Source organism: Zobellella endophytica, from assembly GCF_003012775.1.
Taxonomy (GTDB): domain Bacteria; phylum Pseudomonadota; class Gammaproteobacteria; order Enterobacterales; family Aeromonadaceae; genus Oceanimonas; species Oceanimonas endophytica.
Window position 1 is genome coordinate 1 of the sequence record NZ_PXYG01000008.1, and the last position, 25,024, is coordinate 25,024.

A 25,024-nucleotide genomic window follows, 5' to 3' on the forward strand; every position below is an offset into this window, starting at 1 on the left:
GACCCCATGCCGAACTCAGAAGTGAAACGCGACCGCGCCGATGATAGTGTGGCAGCTGCCATGTGAAAGTAGGTCACTGCCAGGCACCCAAATTCAAGAAGCCCTTCACCGATGTGAAGGGCTTTTTCCATTCTTCTGTATCTGCTCCCTTACCGAGCAAATAAATCCCCGTTTCGATACCTTTCCCGGTTAGGGCTGAGTACAATGTTCCCCTGTCTTTTGCGGAATGCATCGGGATGAAAACACTGCTGTTTGTTGGCATTGGCGGCGCCATCGGGGCGATTCTGCGTTTCACCACGACCGAGCTGATGGCTCGCCTGTTGGGCCGGAATTTCCCCTATGGCACCCTGACCGTCAACCTTGCCGGCTCACTGCTGATTGGCGTTTTTTTCGTACTGATTCAGCAAAATATCGTGAGTGCTCACTCCTGGCGCCCCTTTGTGGTGGTCGGCATGCTGGGGGCCCTGACGACCTTTTCTTCTTTTTCCCTCGACACTGTCCTGTTGCTCGAGCACGGACAATGGATCAAGGCCATGGTCAATGTGTGTCTCAATGTCGTTTGCTGTATCATGCTTACTTATTTGGGGATGCAGATCACCAGCAGCCTGCTAGCTTCCCGTTAGTCCGGCCTGAGCATTTGCAGTACACTCGTTACTTTGATTCTATAGGTGTCTTCAGAATGTCAGAACAGCACAAGGCGACGACCCATTTTGGTTATAAAACCGTGGGCGCGGATGAAAAAGAGCAGATGGTGGCCAGCGTGTTCCACTCTGTGGCTGCCAAGTACGACGTGATGAACGATCTGATGTCGTTCGGTATCCATCGCCTGTGGAAGCGCTTTACCATCGACTGTTCCGGCGTGCGCAAGGGACAGAAGGTGCTGGATCTGGCCGGCGGAACCGGGGACCTGACCGCCAAATTCGCACGGATCGTGGGAGAAAGTGGTCAGGTGGTGCTGGCGGATATTAACGACTCCATGCTCAAGGTCGGGCGGGATAAGCTCAGGAATATGGGGCTTGGCAACAATATTGCCTATGTTCAGGCCAATGCCGAACAACTGCCGTTTCCGGACAATCATTTCGATCTGATCACCATCGCCTTCGGATTGCGTAACGTCACCGACAAAGACAAGGCGCTGGCCTCCATGCAGCGGGTATTGAAGCCCGGCGGTCGCCTGCTGGTGCTGGAGTTCTCCAAGCCCCAGCACGAAATCATGAACAAATTGTACGACTTCTATTCTTTCAATATTCTGCCGAAGATGGGTGCCCTGGTGGCCCAGGACAGCGACAGCTACCAGTATCTGGCGGAGTCGATCCGCATGCATCCGGATCAGGAAACCCTGAAAGCCATGATGGAGCAAGCCGGCCTCGAACAGGTTGAATACTTTAACCTGACCGATGGCATAGTGGCGCTGCACCGAGGGTTCAAGTTTTAATGAATGATTTGCTGATGCCATTGTTGAATGGCGCTTTCGAGGCGGCACTGAACCGCTTTATAGGGCTGGATGAAGAACGGCTGAAAAAGCTGGCCCCCCTCCACGGCAAGACCCTCCGGCTGACCGTTTCCGGGCTGGCCGACGGTTTCCTGGTGTTTTCTGCCAATCGGGTGGAAGTGCTCGGTCGTTACGAGGGCGAACCCGACAGCCATCTTACCCTGGCGCTCAATGCCCTGGGATTGCTGAAAGACAAGGGGCTGCTGATGCAGTATATCCGCGACGGACGCCTCGATCTGCAAGGCGATCCCCAACCCTGGCAGGATGTGACTGCGCTGATGAAAGATCCGGCCATTGATATCGAGTCCCTTTTGGCGCCATATACCGGAGATATCGCGGCTCACCTGCTGTGCCGCCATGGCCGGGAATGGCGGCAGTCCCTCGAGCACAGGGCCCATGCCGTCCGGCTGCACCTGGGAGATTATGTTAGGGAAGAGGCGAGGCTGGCGGTAGGGGCGCTGGAACTGGTGGATTTCGGCGACGAGGTGACGGAACTGAATAAAAGGCTGATTCGCCTGCAAGGACGTCTGGCCAGCCTGGCCGATAAGGTAGCCCACCGATGAGAAAACTGCGTGAGCTGGTCCGCCTCTATCAGATTGGCAAGACCCTGTTTGATTATGGCCTGGACGAGCTGATCCCGGCCCGGCTGCAGGTGTGGCCCGCGCGGTTTGCCCGCCGGAGCCTGTTCTGGCTCAAGAACAAGCATCCGGAGCTGTCCCGTGGCAAGCGTATCCGGCTGGCGCTGGAAAGCCTGGGGCCGGTGTTCATCAAGTTCGGCCAGATGCTCTCCACCCGTCGGGATCTACTGCCGCCGGACATCGCGGAAGAGCTGGCGATGCTGCAAGACAGGGTCCCTCCCTTTGACGGGGCCCTGGCACGCAAACAGATAGAAGCCAGCCTGCAAAACCGTATCGAAGTCCTGTTCGACGATTTTGATGAAAAGCCCCTGGCATCCGCCTCCATCGCCCAAGTCCATACCGCCCGGCTGAAGACCGGACAGGAGATCGTGATCAAGGTGATCCGTCCGGGCATCGAGCGGGTGATCGACGCGGATGTCAGCCTGATGCAGTCCATGGCCAACCTGATTGCCCGGCTGGTACCCGAGCGCAGCAGCCGGCTGCGGCCGGTGGAAGTGGTGCAGGAATACCGCAAGACCCTGCTGGATGAACTCAATCTGTTGCGCGAAGCGGCCAACGCCATCCAGTTACGGCGCAACTTCGAAGGTTCCCGCACGCTTTACGTGCCCGAAATTTACCCCAGCTACTGTCATGAGAATGTGCTGGTGATGGAGCGTATCTACGGCATCCCGGTGTCGGATATCGAGGCGCTGGAAGCCAACGGCACCGACATGAAGCTGCTGGCGGAGCGGGGCGTCGAGGTGTTCTTCACCCAGGTGTTTCGCGACAGCTTTTTCCATGCGGACATGCATCCGGGCAATATTTTCGTCTCCTACGAGGATCCGCACGATCCCCAGTGGATTGGTATTGACTGCGGCATCGTCGGCACCCTGAACCGGGACGACAAGCGTTACCTGGCGGAAAACTTCCTGGCCTTCTTCAACCGGGATTATCGCAAGGTGGCCGAGTTGCATGTGGAGTCGGGCTGGGTGCCGGCGGATACCAAGGTGGAGGAATTCGAATCGGCCATTCGCACCGTGCTGGAGCCGATTTTCGAAAAACCGCTGTCGGAAATCTCCTTCGGCCACGTGCTGCTCAACCTGTTCAATACCGCTCGCCGTTTCAATATGGCGGTGCAGCCGCAACTGGTGCTGCTGCAGAAAACCCTGTTGTACGTGGAAGGGGTGGGGCGGCAGCTCTACCCGCAGCTGGACCTGTGGAAAACCGCCAAGCCGTTTCTGGAAGACTGGATGCAGCAGCAGGTGGGCTACAAGGCGGTGATCAACGCGGTGAAGGAGAAGGCGCCCTTCTGGGCCGAGAAGCTGCCCGATTTGCCGGAGCTGGTCTACGACGCCTTGCGGCAGGCCAAGCTGCAGCAGCGGCAGATGCAGGGGCTTTACGATCAGTATTCCCGTCACGACAAGGGGCAGGGACAGGGGCGTTTTTTGTTGGCGATGGGGGCCTCCACGCTGCTGGCCAGCATTCTGCTGCTGGGGATGGAGAAAACCCAGTGGGCCATGTCTGGCCTCGTGCTCACTTTGGTTGTATGGTTGCTGGGGTGGCGGCTGATCAGCAGACGTTAGTTTGATCTGGGCTCGACTCTTTGTCATCAAGCAGGGATATAATCGTTCTTTATTGTTTTCATTCTGTATAGGAAAAGTACGTCATGGGCGGAATCAGTATTTGGCAATTGCTTATCGTGGTGTTGATCGTGGTGCTGTTGTTTGGCACCAAAAAACTGCGCGGCCTGGGTTCGGATCTGGGCTCGGCGGTGAAAGGCTTCAAGAAGGCGATGACCGACGAGGAGCAGGACAAGAAGGATGCCGACTTTGAGCAGCAGAAACTGGCCGACAAGAAAGAGCAGGATGACTCCCTTAACCAGAAAGACCAGGATAAAGCCAAAGACAAAGATCGGGTGTAATCATGTTCGACATCGGTTTCTGGGAGCTGGTTGTGATTTCCGTGGTCGGGTTGCTGGTGCTGGGACCCGAGCGTTTGCCGGTGGCCATCAGAACGGTATCCCGGCTGTTTAAAACCGTGCGTGATACGGCCAACGCGGTCAAGAGTGAGCTGGCCCAGGAACTGAAGATGGAAGAACTGCATCGGGATCTGAAAAAGGCCGAGCAGCTCGGGATGAAAGACTTGAGCCCCGAGCTCAAACAGTCCATCGATCAACTGAAAGATGCCGCCGCCTCGGTCAATCGCCCCTACGAAAAGACCAGCGGCAGCAGTACCCACTCTGAGCCGGCAAATCCGGCACCGAACGAGCCCCAGGATAAGCCCTAAATGAGTCAAGCACAGCAGCCGCTGATCAGCCACCTGGTGGAGCTGAGAGGCCGCCTACTCCGCGCTTTTGCTGCCATTCTGCTGGTATTTCTGGCCCTGGTCTATTTTGCCAACGATATCTACAGCATACTGGCCGAGCCCCTGTTGAAGCAGTTGCCGGAAGGGGCCAGCATGATCGCCACCGGCGTGGCGACGCCCTTTCTGACCCCGCTGAAACTGACCCTGATCGTGTCGTTCTTTGCGGCCATTCCCTATGTGCTGTACCAAGTGTGGGCCTTTATTGCCCCGGGCCTCTACAAGCACGAAAAACGGCTGATAGCCCCCCTGGTATTTTCCAGTGCCCTGTTGTTTTATGCCGGTGCCGCCTTCGCCTATTTCGTGGTGTTTCCGCTGGCCTTCGGCTTCTTCACCAAGATGGCACCGGAAGGGGTGACTATCGCCACCGATATCGCCAGCTACCTGGATTTCGTGCTCGGCCTCTTCGTGGCCTTCGGCATCGCCTTCGAAATCCCTATCGCCACCATACTGCTGTGCTGGACCGGTGTAACCACACCGAAAGATCTTTCCGGAAAACGACCCTATGTGATTGTCATCGTGTTTATCGTCGGCATGCTGCTGACGCCGCCGGATGTGATCTCCCAGACCCTGCTGGCCATCCCTATGTGGCTGCTGTTTGAAGTGGGGGTCTTCTTTGCCCGCTTCTATGTCCGGGAGGAGGACGGCGACGAGGAGCAGGATCAGGCGCCATGATCGATATCGGGGTCAACCTGACCAGCAGCCAGTTCGATGCGGACCGGCCCGAGGTCGTGGCTAGGGCCAGGGCGGCGGGTGTCACGGCGCTGATCCTCACCGGCACCAACCTGGAGGAAAGCCGGGCCGTGGCGGACTATGCCGCCGGCCAGCCCGGTTTCTGTCACGCCACCGCCGGTATTCATCCCCATGACGCCAAAACCTTCGATGGCCAGAGCCTGCTGGAGCTGGAACGGCTGGCGGCCCGGCCCCAGGTGGTGGCCATCGGCGAGTGCGGCCTCGACTACAACCGGGATTTTTCGCCCCGGCCTCAGCAGGATGCCGCCTTTGCCGCCCAGTTGGAGCTGGCTGCCGGGCTGCAACTGCCGGTGTTCATGCACTGCCGGGATGCCCACCCGCGTTTTATCGAGATACTGAAGCCTTGGCGCCACCGGCTCCCGGCCGTGGTACTGCACTGCTTTACCGGCTCCGAGCAGGAGCTGCGCGATTGCCTGGCTCTGGATCTGCATATCGGCATCACCGGCTGGATCTGCGACGAGCGTCGGGGCCGTGAGTTGCAACGGCTGGTGCGCCTGATCCCCGCCGAACGACTGATGATTGAGACCGACAGCCCCTACCTGATCCCGCGGGATCTGTCGCCCAAACCCGCCTCCCGACGCAACGAGCCCGCCTACCTGCCCCATATCGCCCGGCGGATCGCCGAGTATCGGGGCGATGAACCCGACGCCCTGATTGCCGCCGTCACGGCGACCAGCCGCGCCTTTTTCCGTATTGAGGAGAAGTCATGACCGAACAAGTTTTTGGTGGTTTTCCAGGACGACGCCTGCGCCGGGTGCGCAAGCATGATTTCAGCCGCCGTCTGGTGCGTGAGCATGCGCTGACCGTGGATGACCTGATCTATCCGATGTTTGTGCTGCCCGGCTTCCAGCGCCGGGAACCGGTGCCGTCCATGCCCGGGGTGGAGCGGCTGTCCGTCGATCTGCTGCTGGAGGAAGCGGCGGAGCTGGTGAAGCTGGGGATTCCGCTGGTTGCCCTGTTCCCGGTGGTCAACGCCAGCCAGAAGTCTCTGTTGGCGGAAGAGGCCTACAACCCCGATGGCCTGGCCCAGGAAGCGGTGCGGGCGCTGAAGGAAGCCTTCCCCGAGCTGGGGGTGATGACCGACGTGGCCCTGGATCCCTTCACCACCCATGGTCAGGACGGCATCATCGATGAACAGGGCTACGTGCTCAACGACATCACCACCGAAGTGCTGGTCAAACAGGCGCTGAGCCATGCCGAAGCCGGCGCCGATATCGTGGCGCCCTCCGACATGATGGACGGTCGTATCGGTGCCGTCCGCCAGGCACTGGAGGAAGCCGGCTTTATCAACACCCAGATCATGGCCTATTCCGCCAAATACGCTTCCAACTACTACGGTCCCTTCCGCGATGCGGTCGGCTCGGCGGGCAACCTCAAGGGCGGCAACAAGGCCACCTATCAGATGGATCCGGCCAACAGCGATGAAGCCCTGCAGGAAGTGGCGCTGGATCTCCGGGAGGGGGCGGACATGGTGATGGTGAAGCCGGGCATGCCTTATCTGGACGTGGTACGCCGGGTCAAGGAGCAGTTCGGTGTACCGACCTTTGCCTACCAGGTCAGTGGCGAGTACGCCATGCACATGGCCGCCATCCAGAACGGCTGGCTGAAGGAGCGGGAAACCATCGTGGAATCCCTGCTGTGTTTCAAGCGCGCCGGGGCCGACGGCATCCTTACCTATTTTGCCAAACGGGTCGCCACCTGGCTGAAGGAAGAGAAGTAAGCTTGGGACTGGGGACTGGGGACTGGGGCTGACTACGATCCCTAATCCCGCTCCACAATTTCCAGTGGCCAGCCCTGTTCGGTCTGGCGGCGGGCTTCCTGCTGCAGCTCACTGGCGCGCAGGTGGTGCTGGTGGCTCCAGCCGGAAGGCAGTGTCAGGATCAGACGCTGTCCTTCCCGGCTCAGTCCGAATTCGGGCACGGTGCCCCGGGTGCGGCGCAGGCAGAGAATAATGGCCAGCCTGAGCAGCCGGACCAGCAGTATGGCCTGTTCCGCCGGAATGGCGCTTTGCTGGCACAAGGCATCCGGCTTGAGCTCGTCCCGCTGATTGAGCAGCAGGGCCGCCAGCAGCTGCTTCTGCGCCGAGGTGAAGCCGGGCAGATCGACATGACTGATGATATAGGCGGCGTGCTCGGGGGCGCGTTTGTACTCAATGCACAGTCCAAGCTCGTAGAGCATGGCGGCCCAGCCCAGCATCAGGGCCAGGTCGTCCTGGTCTGCCGCGGTCTGTGCCAGGGCGTGCAGCGCGGTCTTTCTGACTCGTTCCCCCTGGGCCCGATCCAGCTGGTAGCGGGCGATCAGGCTGTCGGCGGTTCTTTCCTGGGCGTCGCACTCCTGACGCCGGCCCAGCATGCCGTACACCAGGCCCTCGCGCAGGGCGCCGCCGGCCAGCATCATGGCGTCTATCGCCAGGGTGTCGAACAACGCGATCAGTATGGCGAGCCCCGAGGGAAATACTGGTATCCGCTCGGCCTGCAGCCCGGGTAATTGCAACCGATCGAGGTGGCCGCAGGCCATAGCCTGCTGTTGCAGCAGCCTGAGCTTGGCCAGGGTGATCTGCTCGCTTTCCCCCTGGCTGACCATGATTTCCTGAATCGCCTGCACCGTACCGGAAGCCCCGATACAGGCCTGCCAGCCGAGCTTGAGGTAGGCCGCCGCCACCGGTGCCAGCGTCTGCTGGGCGGCGGTGATGGCCCGTTCAAAGTTCGGGGCGGACAAGTGGCCGTCGGTAAAATAGTGGTTTAGCCAAGTGACGCAGCCCATGTGCAGGCTGTTGAGCAGCAAGGGGCTGGTCCCTTCGCCGATGACCAGCTCGGTACTGGCGCCGCCGATATCGATCACCAGGCGCTTGCCGGTGCCGGAAGAGGTCCAGGCTACACCTTCATAAATGGTGCCGGCTTCCTCCTCGCCGGAAATAATCCGGATGGGGTGGCCGAGAATGGCTTCGGCCGTGCTCAGGAAGGTGTCGATATTGGTGGCCAGGCGCAGGGTCGCGGTGCCGACGATGCGGATATGCTCGGTGGGCACATCCTGCAACTGCTCGGCGAACAGTTGCAGGCAGTCCCAGCCCCGTTGCATGGCGGGAGCGTCGAGGCTGCCGTCCGGCTGCAGGCCGGCGGCCAGGCGCACCTTGCGCTTGACCTTGGCCAGGGTACGGCAGGCTCCCTCCACCTCATGCACTACCAGCATATGAAAGCTGTTGGAACCCAGATCAATGGCGGCGTACAGTGCGGGGTTTTTCACCGGTGCTCAGCTCCGGGTACCCTGAGGGCGCCGACGCCGGTTGTTGCTGTTGTTGCCGGTGCGACGCGGGCCGCTGCCCTGGCGGTCGCGCAGGTTGCGGTTGGCACTGGCCCTGTGGTGATGGATGCGCTTGGGGGGCGTCACATCATCGAGCAGGGCCTCCCGGTCGTACTTGCTGACCGGAATTTCGTGCTCGATATAGGCTTCCACCGCCGGCAGGTTGAACACGTATTCTTCACAGGCGAAGCTGATGGAGCGGCCGCTGGCCCCGGCGCGACCGGTACGGCCGATACGGTGCACGTAGTCTTCCGCATCGTCGGGCAGGTCGTAGTTGAACACATGGGTGACATCGGGAATGTGCAGGCCGCGAGCCGCCACATCGGTGGCCACCAGGACATCAAGCACGCCACTGGTGAAGTCTTCCAGTATTTTCAGCCGCTTCTTCTGCGGTACGTCGCCGGTGAGCAGGCCCACCCGGTGGCCGTCGGCATTCAGCCAGGCATGGACTTCTTCGCAGCTGTGCTTGGTATTGGAGAACACAATGGCCTTGTCGGGCCACTCTTCTTCCATCAGGCTCAGCAGCAGCAGCATCTTGTCTTCCTGGGCAGGATAGAACAGCTCTTCCTGAATGTGGATGCCGGTCTTGCGCTCCGGCTCTATCTGCACGTGCTCTGGACTGTTCATGTGCTCGTAGGCCAGTTCCTGTACTCGCAGCGACAGAGTGGCGGAAAACAGCATATTCTGGCGCTGGGAGGACGGTGGCATGCGGCGGAACAGGTAGCGGATGTCCTTGATAAAGCCAAGATCGAACATGCGATCCGCCTCGTCCAGCACCACTACCTGGATGGCGCCCAGATCGATCACCCGCTGCTTGAGGAAGTCGATGATGCGGCCGGTGGTGCCGATCAGGATGTCGACCCCGGCTTCCAGCACCTGCACCTGCTTCTCGTAGCCATCGCCGCCGTAGGCCAGGCCCAGCTTGAGGCCGGTGCTGTCGGCCAGGGTATCGGCGTCGTTAAATATCTGTACCGCCAGCTCGCGGGTCGGGGCCATGATGATGGCGCGCGGCTGGTTCTGCTGGCGTGCTTCAGGTGCCGGGGTGGTCAGCAGATGGTTGAAGGTAGCGGCGAGGAAGGCGATGGTTTTGCCGGTGCCGGTCTGGGCTTGTCCGGCGATATCCTTGCCAGCAGTCAAATGAGGTAACGACAGCGCCTGGATCGGCGTGCAGTTGTGAAATCCCTTTGCTTCCAGTCCGGCCAGCACTTGCGATTGCAGGCCCAGCTGGGCAAATTTTACGTCTGTTAAGTGTGTTTTGCTCATAGCGTTCAGAATATCAGGTTAGGCTTGCAATAATAAACAGGATCATTTGAAATAGGGCAACTAAATTGCCCCGACGTTTTGTGTTGCGGGAACAAACAACTGACTGGAGTTGGAGATGAGTGACAAAATTGTTCAGCTGACCGATGCCAGCTTCGACGCTGATGTGATCAAGGCAGATGGCCCGGTTCTGGTAGATTTCTGGGCTGAATGGTGTGGTCCCTGCAAGATGATCGCCCCGATCCTGGACGAAGTGGCCGGCGAATATGAAGGTAAAGTGACCGTCGCCAAGCTGAATATTGACCAGAACGCAGATACTCCGCCCAAGTTCGGTATTCGCGGTATCCCCACCCTGCTGCTGTTCAAGAACGGCGAAGTGGCGGCAACCAAAGTAGGGGCGCTGTCCAAGACTCAGTTGAAAGAGTTCCTGGACGCCAACCTGTAATGGCAATCCAAGGGGTGCGCAAGGCACCCCTTGCGGTTTTTTGCTAGACGCTTCTCCTTTTTGGTGCTAGTTTATTGTTCGTTTGCTAGCCTATTTGTGCCCCAGGGCTCTCCGAATTCAAGCATCAATCCAGCAGACTTTCCTGACCATTTAACATCCTGGTTGATAGAAACTCACCACTATGAATCTTACTGAACTCAAGAATACCCCTGTATCTGAGCTGATAAAGCTTGGGGAAACCATGGGCCTGGAAAACCTCGCCCGTCTGCGCAAGCAAGACATCATCTTTGCTATCCTCAAAGCCCATGCTAAAAGTGGTGAAGATATCTTCGGTGATGGTGTGCTGGAAATCCTGCAGGATGGCTTCGGCTTTTTGCGCAGCGCCGATTCCTCCTACCTGGCCGGTCCCGATGACATCTATGTGTCGCCCAGCCAGATCCGCCGTTTCAACCTGCGTACCGGTGATACCATCTCCGGCAAGATACGTCCGCCGAAAGAAGGCGAACGCTACTTTGCCCTGCTGAAGATCAACGAAGTCAACTACGACAAGCCGGAAAACGCCCGTAACAAGATCCTGTTCGAAAACCTGACCCCGCTGCATGCCAACGAGCGCATGAAGATGGAGCGGGGCAACGGCTCGACCGAAGACATTACCGCCCGGGTGCTGGATCTGGCATCCCCCATCGGCAAGGGCCAGCGAGGCCTGATTGTGGCGCCGCCCAAGGCCGGTAAAACCATGCTGCTGCAGAACATCGCCCAGAGCATCACCTACAACCACCCGGAATGTACCCTGATCGTGCTGCTGATCGATGAGCGGCCGGAAGAAGTGACCGAGATGCAGCGGATGGTGAAGGGCGAAGTCATCGCCTCCACCTTCGACGAGCCGGCGGCCCGTCACGTGCAGGTGGCCGACATGGTGATCGAAAAGGCCAAGCGCCTGGTCGAACACAAGAAGGACGTGGTGATCCTGCTCGACTCCATCACCCGTCTGGCGCGGGCCTACAACACCGTGGTGCCGTCCTCCGGCAAGGTGCTGACCGGTGGTGTGGATGCCAACGCCCTGCACCGGCCCAAGCGTTTCTTCGGCGCCGCCCGTAATGTAGAGGAAGGCGGCAGCCTGACCATCATCGCCACCGCCCTGGTGGAAACCGGCTCCAAGATGGATGACGTCATCTACGAAGAGTTCAAGGGCACCGGCAACATGGAACTGCACCTGTCGCGCAAGATCGCCGAGAAGCGGGTCTACCCGGCCATCGACATTACCCGTTCCGGCACCCGCCGGGAAGAGCTGCTCACCACCTCGGAGGAGCTGCAGAAGATGTGGATATTGCGCAAGATCGTGCACCCCATGGGCGAGATCGACGGCATCGAGTTCCTTATCGACAAGCTGGCCATGACCAAGACCAACGACGAGTTCTTCGAGGCGATGAAACGCCAGCAGAAATAAGACTGCCCTCGTCTGACCAAACCGCGGCTTGCCGCGGTTTTTGTTTGCGATACATGCCTGCCCAATCCGGTTATAATCTCCGGAGTCACTCGATACACTCGGAATAAACCTATGAAATATAAGGACTTACGAGACTTTATCGCGCAACTCGAAGCCCTGGGCGAACTCAAGCGCATCCGGCACGAAATCGATCCCTATCTGGAAATGACCGAGATCTGCGACCGCACCCTCAAGGCGGGCGGCCCGGCGCTGTTGTTCGAAAATCCCAAGGGCTTCGACATGCCGGTGCTGGGCAACCTGTTCGGCACTCCCCGGCGAGTGGCCATGGGCATGGGCCAGCAGGACGTGGCGGCCTTGCGCGATGTGGGGCGCTGGCTGTCCTATCTGAAGGAGCCGGAGCCGCCCAAGGGGCTGAAGGAGCTGATGGAAAAGCTGCCCATCTTCAAGCAGGTGCTGAACATGCCGGTCAAGCGGCTGAAAAAGGCACCCTGCCAGGAAGTGATCCTAGAAGGGGACCAGGTCGACCTGACCCGGCTGCCGATCCAGCACTGCTGGCCCGGCGACGCCGCCCCCCTGATCACCTGGGGCCTGACCATAACCCGCGGCCCCTACAAGAAACGGCAGAACCTGGGGATTTACCGTCAGCAACTGTTGGGCCGGAACAAGGTGATCATGCGCTGGCTCAGCCATCGCGGCGGGGCGCTGGATTTCCGTGAGTGGCAGGAGGCCAATCCGGGCCAGCCCTATCCAGTGGCGGTGGCCCTGGGGGCCGATCCGGCCACCATCCTCGGCGCCGTGACCCCGGTGCCCGATGCCCTGTCGGAATACGCCTTCGCCGGCCTGCTGCGGGGCAGCCGCACCGAGGTGGTGAAATGCATCGGCAGCGATCTGGAAGTCCCCGCCAGCGCCGAAATCGTGCTGGAAGGCCATATCTATCCGGACGAGACGGCACCCGAAGGACCTTATGGCGACCACACCGGCTACTACAACGAGATCGATGAGTTCCCGGTGTTCACGGTGGAGCGCATCACCCGCCGGCGGGACGCCATCTACCATTCCACCTATACCGGCCGCCCGCCCGATGAGCCGGCGGTGTTGGGAGTGGCGCTGAACGAGGTGTTCGTGCCCATACTGCAGAAGCAGTTTCCTGAGATCGTGGACTTCTATCTGCCGCCGGAAGGCTGCTCCTACCGCATGGCGGTAGTGACCATGAAAAAACGCTACCCTGGCCATGCCAAACGTGTCATGCTGGGCGTTTGGTCGTTTTTACGACAATTCATGTATACCAAGTTCGTTATCGTGTGCGACGACGACATCAATGCCAGAGACTGGAAAGACGTGATCTGGGCCATTACGACCCGAATGGACCCGGCGCGGGATACCACATTGATCGAGCACACACCCATCGACTATCTGGATTTCGCCTCGCCGGTGTCCGGTCTGGGCTCCAAGATGGGCCTGGACGCCACCAACAAGTGGCCCGGCGAAACCGACCGGGAATGGGGACAACCCATAGTGATGACGGACGAAGTAAAACAAAGGGTCGATGCGCTATGGGATCAACTTCAGATCCTGGATGCGAGTGCCGAACAGAGTTAAGAACAAAGGACAGTCATGCAGAAAGTAACATGTAGTGTAGAAGCCCTGGAAGAAATGGCCGATGCCCTCTGGTATGTGCGGTTGAAACCCGCGCGACAGGTGGATTTCCAGCCCGGCCAGTACCTGCTGGTGGTGATGGCCGACGATGACAAACGCCCCTTTTCCATCGCCAACATTCCCAATGGCGAGGGAACTGTTGAGCTCCATATCGGCGCGGCGCCGGACAACACCTATGCCATGCAGGTGCTCAAGCGCATGCAGGAACAGGGGAATATCGAGGTGCAGTTGCCGGCGGGCAAGGCCTACCTGCGCGGCCAATCCCGTCATCCGGTGATCCTGATGGCCGGCGGCACCGGTTTTGCCTATACCCGTTCCATCCTGCAGAAGATGCTGGCGGAAGGATTGCACCGTCCGGTCTTTCTGTACTGGGGCGTGCGCTTCGAGGATCACCTCTACGCCGATGAGGAAATCAACGCCTGGGTGGCCGAGCACAAGGAGCTGACCTACGTGCCGGTGGTGCAAAACGGCAACGAGCACTGGCAGGGACGCACCGGCCTGGTACACGAGGCCATCATGGCGGATTTTCCCAGCCTGACCGGTTACGACATCTATGTGGCGGGCCGGTTCGAGATGGCGGGCGTGGCACGGGAAGCCTTCAAGGAAAAAGGGATCGAGACCGAGCGGCTGTTCGGGGATGCCTACGAGTTTATCTGACGTCTAGGGCCGGGAGGGGGATTTCCGGTCGGTGTCGGTCAAGGGGGCCAGCTCCAGCCGGCGGATGGCATCCATCGCCAGCTCGAACCGCCCCTCCTGGCACAGGCCCAGCAGGCCGCCCTGTTCATAGGCGGCGAGGGCGGCCTGCAGGCAGGCTTGGCGGATGTGCTCCGCCTCAGAGCTGTTCATCCCGGCCTTCGGCCAGCTGACGCTCGAGCTGGGCAAGCTTGGCTTCCATTTCGTTCAGTTTTTCCCGGGTGCGCAACAGCACCTTGGTCTGCACGTCGAATTCTTCCCGGGTCACCATGTCCAGCTTGCCCAGTTGCGCCTGCAGCACGGTGCGGATGCGTTTTTCCACTTCTTCACCCATGTTCTTCAGCCCGGCGGGCAGGTTGTTTTGGATCTGCTTGGCGATCTCTTCCAGTTTTTTCGGGTCCAGCATGGTCGCTCTCCTTAAAGGTGTTGGCGCTATTGTAACCCAATCGCCGGGGGGATGGGGATCAGGGATTGGCTAGCTGCAGGGCAATCTGGCGGAAGGCCTGAATAAGGGGATCCTCCAGCCGCTTTTTCAGCAGGCAGACGCCGACCTCGAACGGTTTGAGATCCGGAGTGACGTTGAGCCGGCGGATCTTGTCGGCCATGGGGCTGTGCTCGATCACCGCCGTGGGTACCAGGGCGATACCGCAGCCCAGGGCCACCATGCCGACGATGGCCTCGTTGCCGGCCACTTCCGCGTAGATGTGGGGGCTGATGCCCTTGTTGCGGAACCACTGGTTGGTGCGTTTGCGGGCCACCCCCTGCTCCGGCAGTATCACCGGGATCTGGCTCCAGTCGGCGCTGGCCTGTTGCAGCAGATCGTTGGCCCGGCAGGGAATGCGTGGGGCGATAAACACCAGGGGCACCGTCTGCAGCTTGATGAAGTCGAGCTTGGCGGGCAGGGCGTCGGGGCGGGCGCCGATGGCCAGATCCGACTCGTCGTGCAGCACCTTGTCGATGGCCAGGGCCGGATCCCCGGTTTCCAGCCGCAATTCCAGCTGGGGGTAGCGGGTGCGAAAGCGCGCCAGTATGTCGGGCAGCAGGAAATAACTGGCGGTGACCGAGCAAAACAGCCGCAGCCGCCCCTGCAAGGGGCTCTCACTGTGCCTGAGCTGCTCCCGCATGGTCTGCCAGTCGGCCAGCCAGCCCTGGGCGAACTGCTGCAGCTGCTGGCCGGCGGGGGTCAGGGTGACGCTGCGGTTGTCCCGGTCCAGCAGTTCACAGCCCAGTTCCTGCTCCAGCCGCTGTATTGCCCGGCTCAGGGTGGAGGGGCTGACCGCCATGGCGTCGGCGGTGCGGCCGAAGTGCAGGCTCTGGCTCAGGTGGAGGAACAGCTCAAGGTTACGGATATCCATCACATTGCACCAAATGAAATACTCTGTTTCGAATATATCATTTCAAGCAATGAAAAGCCTGGGGTATAGTGACTGCCGTCGTCACCGCCGGTCGGTGCAGGAATTCAAGTTAAACGGATTAATTGGAGCAATAGGCCATGGCTAACTATTTCAACACCCTGAATCTGCGTCAGCAGCTCGAGCAACTGGGCAAGTGCCGTTTCATGCACCGCGAAGAATTCGCCGATGGTTGCAACTACCTGAAAGGCAAGAAAGTAGTCATCGTCGGTTGCGGCGCCCAGGGCCTGAACCAGGGTCTGAACATGCGCGACTCCGGCCTGGACGTGTCCTACGCCCTGCGCGCCGAAGCCATCGCCGAAAAGCGCAAGTCTTTCCAGCAGGCCACCGAGAACGGCTTCAAGGTGGGCACCTATGAAGAGCTGATCCCCACCGCCGATCTGGTGATGAACCTGACCCCGGACAAGCAGCACACCTCCGCCGTCAACGCCGTCATGCCGCTGATGAAAGAGGGCGCCGCCCTCGGCTACTCCCACGGGTTCAACATCGTGGAAGAAGGCATGCAGATCCGCAAGGACATCACCGTGGTGATGGTGGCGCCCAAGTGCCCCGGTACCGAAGTGCGTGAAGAGTACAAGCGCGGTTTCGGCGTACCCACCCTGATCGCCGTTCACCCGGAGAACGATCCCCAGGGTGAAGGCCTGGCCATCGCCAAGGCCTGGGCTTCCGCCACCGGCGGCGACCGGGCGGGTGTACTGGAATCATCTTTCGTTGCCGAAGTGAAATCCGACCTGATGGGCGAGCAGACCATTCTGTGCGGCATGCTGCAAGCCGGCGCCATCGTCTGCCACGAGAAGATGGTGGCCGAGGGTATCGACGCCGGTTACGCCGGCAAGCTGATCCAGTTCGGCTGGGAAACCATCACCGAAGCCCTGAAGCAGGGCGGCATCACCAACATGATGGATCGCCTGTCCAACCCGGCCAAGATCAAGGCCTTCGACCTGGCTGACGAGCTGAAGGAGCTGATGCGCCCGCTGTTCAACAAGCACATGGACGACATCATCGAAGGCCACTTCTCCGCCGGCATGATGGCCGACTGGGCCAACGATGATCACGACCTGCTGACCTGGCGTGAAGAAACCGCCGATACCAGCTTCGAGCAGTATCCGGTGACCGACGTGGTGATCGGCGAGCAGGAATACTTCGACAACGGCATCCTGTTGGTGGCCATGGTCAAGGCCGGCGTCGAGCTGGCGTTCGAAGCCATGACCGCCTCCGGCATTATCGACGAGTCCGCCTACTACGAGTCGCTGCACGAGCTGCCGCTGATCGCCAACACCGTAGCGCGCAAGCGTCTGTACGAGATGAACGTGGTGATCTCCGACACTGCCGAGTACGGCAACTACCTGTTTGCCCACGCCGCGGTACCGCTGCTGCGTGAACAGTTCATGCCGAAAGTGGGCACCGACGTCATCGGCAAGACCATTGCGGTGGAGTCCAACTCCGTCGACAACCGTCGCCTGATCGAGGTCAACGAAGCCATCCGTAACCACCCGGTCGAGAGCATCGGCAAGACCCTGCGTTCCTACATGACCGACATGAAGAATATCGCCGTCGGCGGTTAATCGCTCATAATAAACAGAGCGGTAACAACAGGAGGCTTCGGCCTCCTTTTTTTTGTTTATGGCAGGGATTCGGGAATGGGGATTAGGGACTGGCGGTGTTAGTCCCGAGTCCCCAATCCCCAGTCCCGGTGACTTTGATATAATGCTCGCTCAATCAAGGGGAGCAGAAGATGAGTTTTGACGAGCGTTTTGGTGGTATCGCCCGGTTGTACGGGGCGGAGGCCCTGGCCCGGTTCGCGGCGGCCCGGGTATGTGTGATCGGCATCGGCGGCGTAGGATCCTGGGCGGCGGAGGCGCTGGCGCGCTCCGGTATCGGCGCCATCACCCTGATCGACATGGACGATATTTGCATCACCAACACCAATCGTCAGATCCATGCCCTGTCTCACCAGATCGGTGTCGAGAAGACCGCCGCCATGGCCGAGCGGATCGCGCTGATCAACCCGGAGTGCGGCGTGCGGGTGGTGGACGACTTTATCGGCCCGGACAACCTGGAACAGCACCTGCTGGCGGGGTTCGACCATGTGCTGGACGCCATCGACTCGGTCAGGGCCAAGGCGGCGCTGATCGCCTTCTGCAAGCGGCACAAGATCCCGGTGATCACCGCCGGCGGCGCCGGTGGTCAGATCGATCCTTCCCAGATCCAGTTGGCCGATCTCAGCAGGACCATCCAGGATCCCCTGGCCGCCAAGGTGCGTGGCGAGCTGCGCCGCCATTACCAGTTCAGCAAGAATCCCAAACGCAAGTTCGGGGTGGATTGCGTCTTTTCCACCGAGCAGCCCCGTTACCCCGACGGGGCCGGCGGCATCTGCCGCAGCAAGCAGCAATCGGACGGCACCATGAAGATGGACTGCGCCTCCGGTTTTGGCGCCGCCACCCATATCACCGCCACCTTCGGCTTCTTTATGGTCGGCCGGGTGCTGGCCAGGCTTGCTTCGCAAGCAGCCGTAAGCGAGAAGCCGGAAGCTGGAAGTTAAGAGCGCCTCCGGCGCGGCGGCTCATCCCCTGGTCACCAGCTTTTGTTGGCTTTTGATGAGGTGTGGACCATCGGCCAAAGGGCACTACTCCGCCGACACGCTATGAATACCTCCCTGTACGCTCTCTGTTTCATCCCTGAAACAGAAGGTCGGCTGAGCAGCGCCCTTTGTCCTCCCTGTCGCCCCGCGGCGGCCTGCCGGCACTACCTCCAGACGGTGTCGGGGCTTACAAGAGGCAGCAGTGATGGCCACCCACCCCGGGCTGCTTCCAGCTTCCCACTTCTAGCTTCCGGCCTTGTTTTTAATCGTTTCCACCACGGCCCGCAGGCCGTTGCCCCGGGACGGGCTCAGGTGGGGCAACAGTTGCAGCTCCTCGAAGTAGGCTTCCATATCGAAGGCGGCGATGTCGGCGGCGGTTTTATTGTTGAGTGCGGCCAGCACCACCGCCATCAGGCCCTTGACGATGCGGGCGTCCGAGTCGCAGTGCAGCTGCCAGCGGCCCTGCGGGTCCTGTCCGGCCTGCAGCCAGGCCTGGCTTTCGCAGCCGTGGATGGCGTTGGCCTCGATTCTGGCTTCTGGCGGCAGCGGCGGCAGCTGTTTGGCCAGCTGTATCAGCTGCCTGTAGCGGGCCTCCCAGCCGTGGGCGGCGGTGAAGAGCGCGCGGATATCCTGATCGGTGATGGCGGTGCCGAAGGGGTGGTTCATCACAGCAGCTCCCGGGCTTTGTCGATGCCGGCCAGCAGGGCGGCGATATCGTCGGAGGTGTTGTAAAAGGCGAGGGAGGCGCGCACCGTCCCCTGGGGCAAGGCCAGCGCCTGCATCAGCGGCATGGCGCAGTGGTGGCCGGTGCGCACCGCTATGCCCTGCATGTCGAGCAGGGTGGCCAGATCCTGGGGGTGAACGCCGCCCATCACGAAGGAGACGGCGCCGGCCCGCGGCCGGCCGATAATACGAATGTCGGCCATGGCGTCCAGCCCCGTGAGCAGTTGTTGCAGCAGCGTGTCTTCGTGGCGCATCAGGGCGGCCCTGTCCTGCGCCTGCAGGTAATCCACCGCCGCCCCCAGGGCGATGGCGCCGGCGATATTGGGGGTGCCCGCCTCGAACTTGAACGGCGGCTCGTTGAAGGTGGTGGCCTCGAAGCTCACGGTTTTGATCATCTCGCCGCCGGTCTGCCAGGGAGGCATCCGCGCCAGCCATTCGCTCCGGCCATAGAGCACGCCGATGCCGGTGGGGGCGAACATCTTGTGGCCGGAAAAGGCGTAGAAGTCGCAGTCGAGCGCCTGCACGTCCACCGGGAAGTGGCCCACCGCCTGGGCGCCATCCACCAGGGTAACGGCGCCGGCGGCCTTGGCCAGGCGGATAAGCTCCGCCACCGGGTTGACCTGGCCGAGGGCGTTGGAGACATGGCCGATGGCCAGCAGTTTGGTGCGCTCGCTGATAAGGGCCCCGGCGGCGTCCAGGTCCAGCTCGGCGCTGTCGGTAAGCGGAATGACTTTCAGCACGGCGCCGGTGGCCGCCGCCGCCTGCTGCCAGGGCACGATATTGGCGTGATGTTCCAGGGTGCTGAGCAGGATCTCGTCCCCGGGCTTGAGGAAGTGCCGGCCGACGCTGAAGGCCACCAGGTTGATGGCTTCGGTGGTGCCCCGGGTCCAGATGATTTCCCGGGCCGAGGGGGCGTGGATAAAGCGCGCCACCTTTTCCCGCGCCTGCTCGAAAGCCCGGGTGGCCTGGCCACTCAGGGCGTGGGAGGCACGGTGCACGTTGGCGTTGGTGTCCCGGTAGTAGTGGTTGAGGGCATCCAGCACCGGCTGCGGCTTCTGGGTGGTGGCGGCGTTGTCCAGGTACACCAGCGGATGGCCGTTGACGATTTGGGCCAGGGTGGGAAAGTCGCGTCTGAGTGCCTTGATGTCGGTCGCCATGATGTTGCCGGGAAAAGGGAAAACTGACCGGATCATGGGCCAAAGCCGGGCTCATGACAAGGCGCCCTTCACCCGGAGGGTGTCTGCCGTTAAAATAGCCGGCCTTGTTCAGCCCCGCGGAGCTTTGATGAAACTCAACCCAGCCCAAGACGACGCCGTGCGTTACATTGCCGGGCCCTGCCTGGTGCTGGCCGGCGCCGGCAGTGGCAAGACCCGGGTGATCACCAACAAGATCGCCTACCTGGTGCGCCAGTGCGACTACAAGGCGCGGAATATCGCGGCCGTCACCTTCACCAACAAGGCGGCGCGGGAGATGAAGGAGCGGGTGGCACAGACTCTGGGCAAACACGAGGCCCGGGGGCTGATGGTGTCCACCTTTCATACCCTGGGGCTGGAGATCATCCGCCGCGAGCACAAGACCCTGGGGCTGAAGGCCGGTTTCTCGCTGTTCGACGACCAGGATCAGCTGGCGCTGATCAAGGAGCTGACCGAGCAGGAGCTGGACAACGACAAGGAAAAGATCGCCCGCCTGCTGTCCACCATCTCCAACTGGAAGAACGATCTGGTGCTGCCGGCGCGGGCGGCCCGGCTGGCCACGGATCCGGAAGCGGTGCTGTTCGCCCAGTGCTACGAGCGCTACCAGCGGCAGATGAAGGCCTACAATGCCCTGGACTTCGACGATCTGATCCTGATGCCGACCCTGCTGCTCAAGACCAACGCCGAGGTGCGCGCCCACTGGCAGAATAAAATTCGTTACCTGCTGGTGGACGAATACCAGGACACCAACACCAGCCAGTACGAGCTGGTCAAGCTGATTGCCGGTGAGCGGGCCCGCTTCACCGTGGTGGGGGACGACGATCAGTCCATCTATTCCTGGCGCGGGGCCCGGCCCCAGAACCTGGTGCTGCTGAAGGAGGACTACCCCAGCCTCAAGGTGATCAAGCTGGAGCAGAACTACCGCTCCCGGGGGCGCATCCTGCAGTGCGCCAACATCCTGATCGCCAACAACCCCCATGTGTTCGACAAGCGGCTGTTCTCGGAAATGGAATACGAGGCGCCGGTGCGGGTGCTGTTCGCCAAGCACGAAGAGCACGAGGCGGAGCGGGTGGTGGCCGAGATCATGGGCCACAAGTTCATGAATGGCAGCAAGTTCGGCGACTACGCCATCCTCTACCGGGGCAATCACCAGTCCCGGGTGCTGGAAAAGGCACTGATGACCAACCGCATTCCCTACAAGATCAGCGGCGGCACCTCCTTCTTTTCCCGCGCCGAGATCAAGGACATCATGGCCTACCTGCGTCTGCTGGTGAATCCGGATGACGACAACGCCTTCCTGCGGGTGGTGAACACGCCGCGGCGGGAGATCGGGCCCACCACCCTGGAAAAGCTGGGCACCTACGCCAATCAGCGGGGAAAAAGCCTGTTTGCCGCCAGTTTCGAGCTGGGCCTGGAGCAGCACCTCGGCGGCCGGGGCCTGGTGGCGGTGCGCGCCTTCAGCGACTGGCTGGTGCGCCGGGGCGACGAGGCGGCGCGCGGCAACGCGGTGGAAGCGGTGCGCGACATGATCAAGGACATCCACTACGAGGAGTGGCTGTACGAGAGTTCCCCCAGCCCGCGGGCGGCGGAGATGCGCATGCAGAACGTGTCCACCCTGTTCAAGTGGGTCAGCCAGATGCTGGAAGGCTCGGATCTGGACGATGCCATGACCCTGCCCCAGGTGGTCACCCGCCTGACCCTGCGCGACATGATGGAGCGGGGCGAGGAGGAAGACGACGGCGAACAGGTGCAGTTGATGACGCTGCACGCCTCCAAGGGCCTGGAGTTTCCCTTCGTGTTCATGGTGGGCATGGAAGAGGGGCTGCTGCCGCACCAGAGCAGCATCGACGAGGACAATATCGAGGAAGAGCGGCGCCTGGCCTATGTGGGCATTACCCGCGCCCAGCAGGCGCTCACCTTCACCCTGTGCCGGGAGCGGCGGCAGTTCGGTGAAATGGTGCGGCCCGAGCCGAGTCGCTTTTTGCTTGAGCTGCCCCAGCAGGATCTGGACTGGGAGCACAATCGCAAGCCGCCGAGCGAAGGGGAGCGGATGCAAAAGGGCCTGGCCGGCGTGGCCAGCCTGAGGGCCATGTTCGATAAAAAATAGCCACAAAAAAAGCCGCAGTGCTGCGGCTTTATCCTGTGCTGACCGACCTTAGATGGCGTCGAGCATATAGTCGACGGCGTTGGCGATTTCTTCGTCGGAGCAGTTGGCACAGGCACCGCGGGGCGGCATGGCATTGAAGCCGTTGAGGGCATGGCTCAGCAGGGTGTCTCGGCCCTGCTCGGCACGGGGGCCCCAGGCCGCGGTGTCACCCTTGACCGGCGCACCGGCGGCGCCGGTACCATGGCAGGCAGAGCAGGCAGCGTTGTAGACTTCTTCACCACCGCGCGGAGCGGCGGGTTCGCCACTGTCTCCGGCGGCGGCGGTGTCCACAATGCCTTCCAGATCGGCGGCGGTGTAAACGCTGCCCACCGGCTTGGTGCGTTCGGCGATGGCTTCCGGCGACATATCATTGGCGGCGTAGGCCATGCCACTCAGCGAGGCAGCGGCAACACCGGCAAGCAACAGGTTTCTTAACAGGCTCACCTTTTTATTCTCCCAGTTGGCTTATTTGTTTTCCGTTAAACCCGCCGAGTATACCCCAAGTGCGAGGGGCATTAAACGATCTAACGACAGACTGGCCGGCCGATGGCGCAAGATATTCGAGGTGCCCGCAGCGGGATTTAGCCGACTTCTGAACTTGACCCTTTATGTTATTATGACGATTCTCTTGATATGAAAATGGCTGCGAGCATCACGGAGCACAACGCAACAATGAACGATAATAATACGCAGAACGGCAGTCCGGACGGCACCCGGGTCATGGATCAAATCGACCGTATCGTCACCCTGTGGCGGCGGGCCCGCCCCGATCTGGTCTTCGACAGCACCGAAGTGATCGGGCGGGTGGTACGCCTCGAGTACTTCATCACCCGCCGGGTGCTGCAGGATCTGTCCCGCTACGAGCTGAACGTGGGGGAATTCGACGTCCTGGCGGCACTGCGCCGCCATCCGCCCTATTTCCAGCTGTCGCCCAACCAGTTGCAGGCCATGGTGCTGATCTCCTCCGGCGCCCTGACCAACCGCATCAACCGGCTCGAAAGCCGGGGGCTGGTCAGCCGGGCCCAGGCGGACCACGACCGCCGCGGCGTTATCGTCACCCTCACCGACGAAGGCTTCAAGGTGGTGGAAGACGCGGTGAAATATCACCTGGCCGCCGAAGCCGAGCTGGCCGCGACCCTCACGGCCGAGGAGCGGCAGCAATTCGCCGCCTTGCTGAAGAAAATGCTGCTGGCGATCGAAGACTGAGGGCTGCCTCCCCTTTTTCGCCATTGACTGGGCGTGAGCACCCCGCAACATCGCCTTTTTATGATTTCCTGCTGATAATTAACCGATGTCCTTAACGATGCCGACGGCCGCAGCCGGCGCCAGCTGGGCGCCGGGCCGGCGATGACGGCCGTCCCCGACACCGACCCATCAGAGACCGGCAAGGTGACCACCGCCTTGCCCAAGGAGGTCATATAATGAAGTTGTATTACAAGCCAGGAGCATGCTCGCTTGCCCCCCATATTGTGCTGGCCTGGCTGGGGTTGCCCTTTGAACTCGTGCTGGCCGACACCCGGGACCCGGAATTTCTCAAGATCAACTACATGGCGGCGGTGCCGGTACTGTTCACCGAGGAGATGGGGGCCCTGTACCAGAACAACGCCATACTGCGCTACCTGTCCCGTTTACCCGAGGGCGAACACCTGGGGCCGGGTACGGATCCGGTGTTGCAATACCAGTGCGACTACTGGCTGAGCTTTCTCAATACCGACGTCTACAGCGCCTTCGCGCCCTATTTCGCGCCACAGAAATACACCAGGGATCGCAGCTTTGCCGCCCACGACGCTATCAAGGCGGCGGTGCCGGAGCGGGCCGACAAGCTGCTGCAGCGAATGGACAACCACCTGGCCAGCCGCACCTGGTACATGGATGAGCACAAGAGCATCATCGATGCCTGCGCCTTCGTGTTCGCCTACTGGGCCACCCGGATCATGCCCGAGGGCCTCGCCCCCTACTCCCATGTGGCCCGCCACTTCCAGGACATGAGGGAAGATCCCGGGGTGCGCCAGGTGATAGACGCGGAAGGCCTGCAGATTTAATGACGGGCCACGATTAACGCCGTGCCGATCACGGTGGCCAGGGCGCCCAGCCAGGCGCCACCGGCCGGGCGGCGTTTCATGATCAGCCACAGCAGGGGCAGCACCAGCACCGGGCTGACCGAGCTCAGCATGGCCACCATGCCCACCTCACCGTAACGCAGCGCCAGCAGGATCAGCGTCATCCCCACCCCCATCGCCAGCAAGGCATTGAGCGCCACCATGCCGAATACCGGCCAGTTGATGGCGCGCAGCGGTTTGGCCACCGCCAGGCCGCACCACAGCAGGGCCAGGTGGGCGAGGAAGGCGGTGCTCATGCGCACCGCCGAGGCGGAGACCGGATCGATATCGCCCTCCATGGTCGGCTTGACCATCAGGGTGGCTACCGACTGGCACAGCGCCGACAGCAGCCCCAAGCCGATGCCCGGCCAGGGGCTGCCGTTGTCTTGCTCCCAGGCGTGCTGTTCCCCGCTGCGCTTGCCGAAGAAGATGGCGGTCATCACCCCGCCCACCAGCAGCAAGCAGCCGAGCAGGGTCGGGCCGGTGACGGTCTCGCCGAATACCAGGTAGCCCAGCAGTGCTGAAAACAGCGCATGAGTGGCGAACAGCACCCCGGCCCGGCGTGGGCCCAGCCGGTTCATGGCGGCAAAGAGCGCGGTATCGCCGATAAAAATCCCGATCAGCCCGGAGACGGCCATGATGGTCAGGCTGGCGCGGTCGAGGCTGGCCCAGCCGCCGCTGAGCAGCGCCACCGACCACAGCATCAGGCTGACGCAGAACATCCGCCAGCGGGAAAAGGCGAAGGCCCCCAGGTGGCGGGCGGCGCCGGCGGACAGCAGGCTGGCCACCGCCCAGCAGGCGGCCGCCGCCAGGGCGAGAAAATCGTAGGAAAAAGCCATGTTCAGA

27 protein-coding genes and 1 rRNA gene are annotated in these 25,024 nt (G+C 61.3%); 19 read left to right on the top strand and 9 right to left on the bottom strand.

Annotated features, from left to right (window positions below; genetic code table 11):
* The 10 genes from rrf to hemB all read left to right on the top strand — a co-directional run.
* A 5S ribosomal RNA gene (gene rrf / locus C7H85_RS20355) occupies positions 1 to 85 on the top strand; the annotation flags it as partial.
* Between the two features lie 151 nt (positions 86 to 236).
* Positions 237 to 623 (top strand): fluoride efflux transporter CrcB, encoded by a 387-nt coding sequence (gene crcB / locus C7H85_RS15585; protein WP_106730627.1) that lies wholly within the window; start codon positions 237 to 239, stop codon positions 621 to 623.
* Positions 624 to 679: 56 nt separating this feature from the next.
* Positions 680 to 1,435 carry a bifunctional demethylmenaquinone methyltransferase/2-methoxy-6-polyprenyl-1,4-benzoquinol methylase UbiE gene (ubiE, locus tag C7H85_RS15590; RefSeq protein ID WP_106730628.1) on the top strand — a complete coding sequence of 252 codons (756 nt, stop codon included), beginning with the start codon at positions 680 to 682 and terminating at the stop codon, positions 1,433 to 1,435.
* Between the two features lie 14 nt (positions 1,436 to 1,449).
* Entirely contained in the window at positions 1,450 to 2,055 is a 606-nt protein-coding gene (locus tag C7H85_RS15595; protein ID WP_245879692.1) for a ubiquinone biosynthesis accessory factor UbiJ, read from the top strand.
* The gene (ubiB, locus tag C7H85_RS15600; RefSeq protein ID WP_106730630.1) at positions 2,052 to 3,692 is read left to right on the top strand and encodes a ubiquinone biosynthesis regulatory protein kinase UbiB; all 1,641 of its coding nucleotides are present in this window, start codon (positions 2,052 to 2,054) and stop codon (positions 3,690 to 3,692) included. Before C7H85_RS15595 ends, ubiB begins: the two co-directional genes overlap by 4 nt.
* Positions 3,693 to 3,775: 83 nt before the next feature.
* Positions 3,776 to 4,030 carry a Sec-independent protein translocase subunit TatA gene (gene tatA / locus C7H85_RS15605; RefSeq protein ID WP_106730631.1) on the top strand — a complete coding sequence of 85 codons (255 nt, stop codon included), beginning with the start codon at positions 3,776 to 3,778 and terminating at the stop codon, positions 4,028 to 4,030.
* A gap of 2 nt (positions 4,031 to 4,032) precedes the next feature.
* A complete protein-coding gene (tatB, locus tag C7H85_RS15610; protein ID WP_106730632.1) occupies positions 4,033 to 4,395 on the top strand; it encodes a Sec-independent protein translocase protein TatB in 363 nt (120 codons plus the stop codon).
* Positions 4,396 to 5,145 (top strand): twin-arginine translocase subunit TatC, encoded by a 750-nt coding sequence (gene tatC / locus C7H85_RS15615; protein WP_106730633.1) that lies wholly within the window; start codon positions 4,396 to 4,398, stop codon positions 5,143 to 5,145.
* A complete protein-coding gene (locus tag C7H85_RS15620; protein WP_106730634.1) occupies positions 5,142 to 5,933 on the top strand; it encodes a TatD family hydrolase in 792 nt (263 codons plus the stop codon). The genes tatC and C7H85_RS15620 overlap by 4 nt, the downstream gene beginning before the upstream one ends.
* Positions 5,930 to 6,943, top strand: a complete 1,014-nt coding sequence (gene hemB / locus C7H85_RS15625) for a porphobilinogen synthase (RefSeq protein WP_106730635.1) — start codon at positions 5,930 to 5,932, stop codon at positions 6,941 to 6,943. Before C7H85_RS15620 ends, hemB begins: the two co-directional genes overlap by 4 nt.
* Positions 6,944 to 6,984: 41 nt before the next feature.
* Here hemB and gppA read toward each other — a convergent pair whose 3' ends face one another.
* Together gppA and rhlB are read right to left on the bottom strand one after the other, a co-directional pair.
* The gene (gppA, locus tag C7H85_RS15630) at positions 6,985 to 8,466 is read right to left on the bottom strand and encodes a guanosine-5'-triphosphate,3'-diphosphate diphosphatase (protein WP_106730636.1); all 1,482 of its coding nucleotides are present in this window, start codon (positions 8,464 to 8,466) and stop codon (positions 6,985 to 6,987) included.
* Positions 8,467 to 8,472: 6 nt separating this feature from the next.
* Complete coding sequence (gene rhlB / locus C7H85_RS15635) at positions 8,473 to 9,786, bottom strand: ATP-dependent RNA helicase RhlB (RefSeq protein WP_106730637.1); 1,314 nt, start codon at positions 9,784 to 9,786, stop codon at positions 8,473 to 8,475.
* Positions 9,787 to 9,901: 115 nt separating this feature from the next.
* Between rhlB and trxA the strand changes: the two genes are divergently transcribed.
* The 4 genes from trxA (at position 9,902) to fre (ending at position 13,988) form a co-directional block, all read left to right on the top strand.
* Entirely contained in the window at positions 9,902 to 10,228 is a 327-nt protein-coding gene (trxA, locus tag C7H85_RS15640; protein ID WP_094039082.1) for a thioredoxin TrxA, read from the top strand.
* A 181-nt stretch (positions 10,229 to 10,409) separates the two neighbouring features.
* The gene (rho, locus tag C7H85_RS15645; RefSeq protein WP_106730638.1) at positions 10,410 to 11,675 is read left to right on the top strand and encodes a transcription termination factor Rho; all 1,266 of its coding nucleotides are present in this window, start codon (positions 10,410 to 10,412) and stop codon (positions 11,673 to 11,675) included.
* A gap of 111 nt (positions 11,676 to 11,786) precedes the next feature.
* Positions 11,787 to 13,274, top strand: coding sequence for a 4-hydroxy-3-polyprenylbenzoate decarboxylase (gene ubiD, locus C7H85_RS15650; protein WP_106730639.1), 1,488 nt, complete (start codon positions 11,787 to 11,789; stop codon positions 13,272 to 13,274).
* A gap of 15 nt (positions 13,275 to 13,289) precedes the next feature.
* Positions 13,290 to 13,988: an NAD(P)H-flavin reductase gene (fre, locus tag C7H85_RS15655; RefSeq protein WP_106730640.1), complete on the top strand. Its 699-nt coding sequence runs from the start codon at positions 13,290 to 13,292 to the stop codon at positions 13,986 to 13,988.
* Positions 13,989 to 13,991: 3 nt separating this feature from the next.
* Here fre and C7H85_RS15660 read toward each other — a convergent pair whose 3' ends face one another.
* The 3 genes from C7H85_RS15660 to ilvY are packed head-to-tail and all read right to left on the bottom strand — an operon-like array spanning position 13,992 to position 15,379.
* A complete protein-coding gene (locus tag C7H85_RS15660) occupies positions 13,992 to 14,177 on the bottom strand; it encodes an acetyltransferase (RefSeq protein ID WP_106730641.1) in 186 nt (61 codons plus the stop codon).
* A complete protein-coding gene (ubiK, locus tag C7H85_RS15665) occupies positions 14,164 to 14,430 on the bottom strand; it encodes a ubiquinone biosynthesis accessory factor UbiK (RefSeq protein ID WP_106730642.1) in 267 nt (88 codons plus the stop codon). The genes C7H85_RS15660 and ubiK overlap by 14 nt, the downstream gene beginning before the upstream one ends.
* A 58-nt stretch (positions 14,431 to 14,488) precedes the next feature.
* Entirely contained in the window at positions 14,489 to 15,379 is an 891-nt protein-coding gene (gene ilvY, locus C7H85_RS15670; RefSeq protein WP_106730643.1) for an HTH-type transcriptional activator IlvY, read from the bottom strand.
* Between the two features lie 137 nt (positions 15,380 to 15,516).
* Here ilvY and ilvC point away from each other — a divergent pair, with 137 nt between their 5' ends.
* Positions 15,517 to 17,001: a ketol-acid reductoisomerase gene (gene ilvC, locus C7H85_RS15675; RefSeq protein WP_106730644.1), complete on the top strand. Its 1,485-nt coding sequence runs from the start codon at positions 15,517 to 15,519 to the stop codon at positions 16,999 to 17,001.
* A 170-nt stretch (positions 17,002 to 17,171) separates the two neighbouring features.
* Complete coding sequence (gene tcdA / locus C7H85_RS15680) at positions 17,172 to 17,978, top strand: tRNA cyclic N6-threonylcarbamoyladenosine(37) synthase TcdA (RefSeq protein WP_106730645.1); 807 nt, start codon at positions 17,172 to 17,174, stop codon at positions 17,976 to 17,978.
* A 282-nt stretch (positions 17,979 to 18,260) separates the two neighbouring features.
* Here the strand turns inward: tcdA and csdE are convergent, their stop codons facing one another.
* Together csdE and C7H85_RS15690 are read right to left on the bottom strand one after the other, a co-directional pair.
* Complete coding sequence (gene csdE / locus C7H85_RS15685; protein ID WP_106730646.1) at positions 18,261 to 18,683, bottom strand: cysteine desulfurase sulfur acceptor subunit CsdE; 423 nt, start codon at positions 18,681 to 18,683, stop codon at positions 18,261 to 18,263.
* Positions 18,683 to 19,897 carry an aminotransferase class V-fold PLP-dependent enzyme gene (locus C7H85_RS15690; RefSeq protein WP_106730790.1) on the bottom strand — a complete coding sequence of 405 codons (1,215 nt, stop codon included), beginning with the start codon at positions 19,895 to 19,897 and terminating at the stop codon, positions 18,683 to 18,685. The genes csdE and C7H85_RS15690 overlap by 1 nt, the downstream gene beginning before the upstream one ends.
* 127 nt (positions 19,898 to 20,024) lie before the next feature.
* Here C7H85_RS15690 and rep point away from each other — a divergent pair, with 127 nt between their 5' ends.
* Entirely contained in the window at positions 20,025 to 22,040 is a 2,016-nt protein-coding gene (rep, locus tag C7H85_RS15695) for a DNA helicase Rep (protein ID WP_106730647.1), read from the top strand.
* 48 nt (positions 22,041 to 22,088) lie between these two features.
* On the opposite strand, the gene C7H85_RS15700 is transcribed toward rep, so the two are convergent.
* Entirely contained in the window at positions 22,089 to 22,466 is a 378-nt protein-coding gene (locus C7H85_RS15700) for a c-type cytochrome (protein ID WP_425445079.1), read from the bottom strand.
* Between the two features lie 285 nt (positions 22,467 to 22,751).
* Here C7H85_RS15700 and C7H85_RS15705 point away from each other — a divergent pair, with 285 nt between their 5' ends.
* Both C7H85_RS15705 and C7H85_RS15710 read left to right on the top strand, forming a co-directional pair.
* Positions 22,752 to 23,285 carry a MarR family winged helix-turn-helix transcriptional regulator gene (locus C7H85_RS15705; RefSeq protein WP_245879693.1) on the top strand — a complete coding sequence of 178 codons (534 nt, stop codon included), beginning with the start codon at positions 22,752 to 22,754 and terminating at the stop codon, positions 23,283 to 23,285.
* 215 nt (positions 23,286 to 23,500) lie between these two features.
* Positions 23,501 to 24,121, top strand: coding sequence for a glutathione S-transferase family protein (locus C7H85_RS15710; protein WP_106730649.1), 621 nt, complete (start codon positions 23,501 to 23,503; stop codon positions 24,119 to 24,121).
* Here C7H85_RS15710 and C7H85_RS15715 read toward each other — a convergent pair.
* A complete protein-coding gene (locus C7H85_RS15715) occupies positions 24,118 to 25,017 on the bottom strand; it encodes a DMT family transporter (protein WP_106730792.1) in 900 nt (299 codons plus the stop codon). The two genes, C7H85_RS15710 and C7H85_RS15715, sit on opposite strands and share 4 nt — an antisense overlap.
* Positions 25,018 to 25,024: the final 7 nt, after the last annotated feature.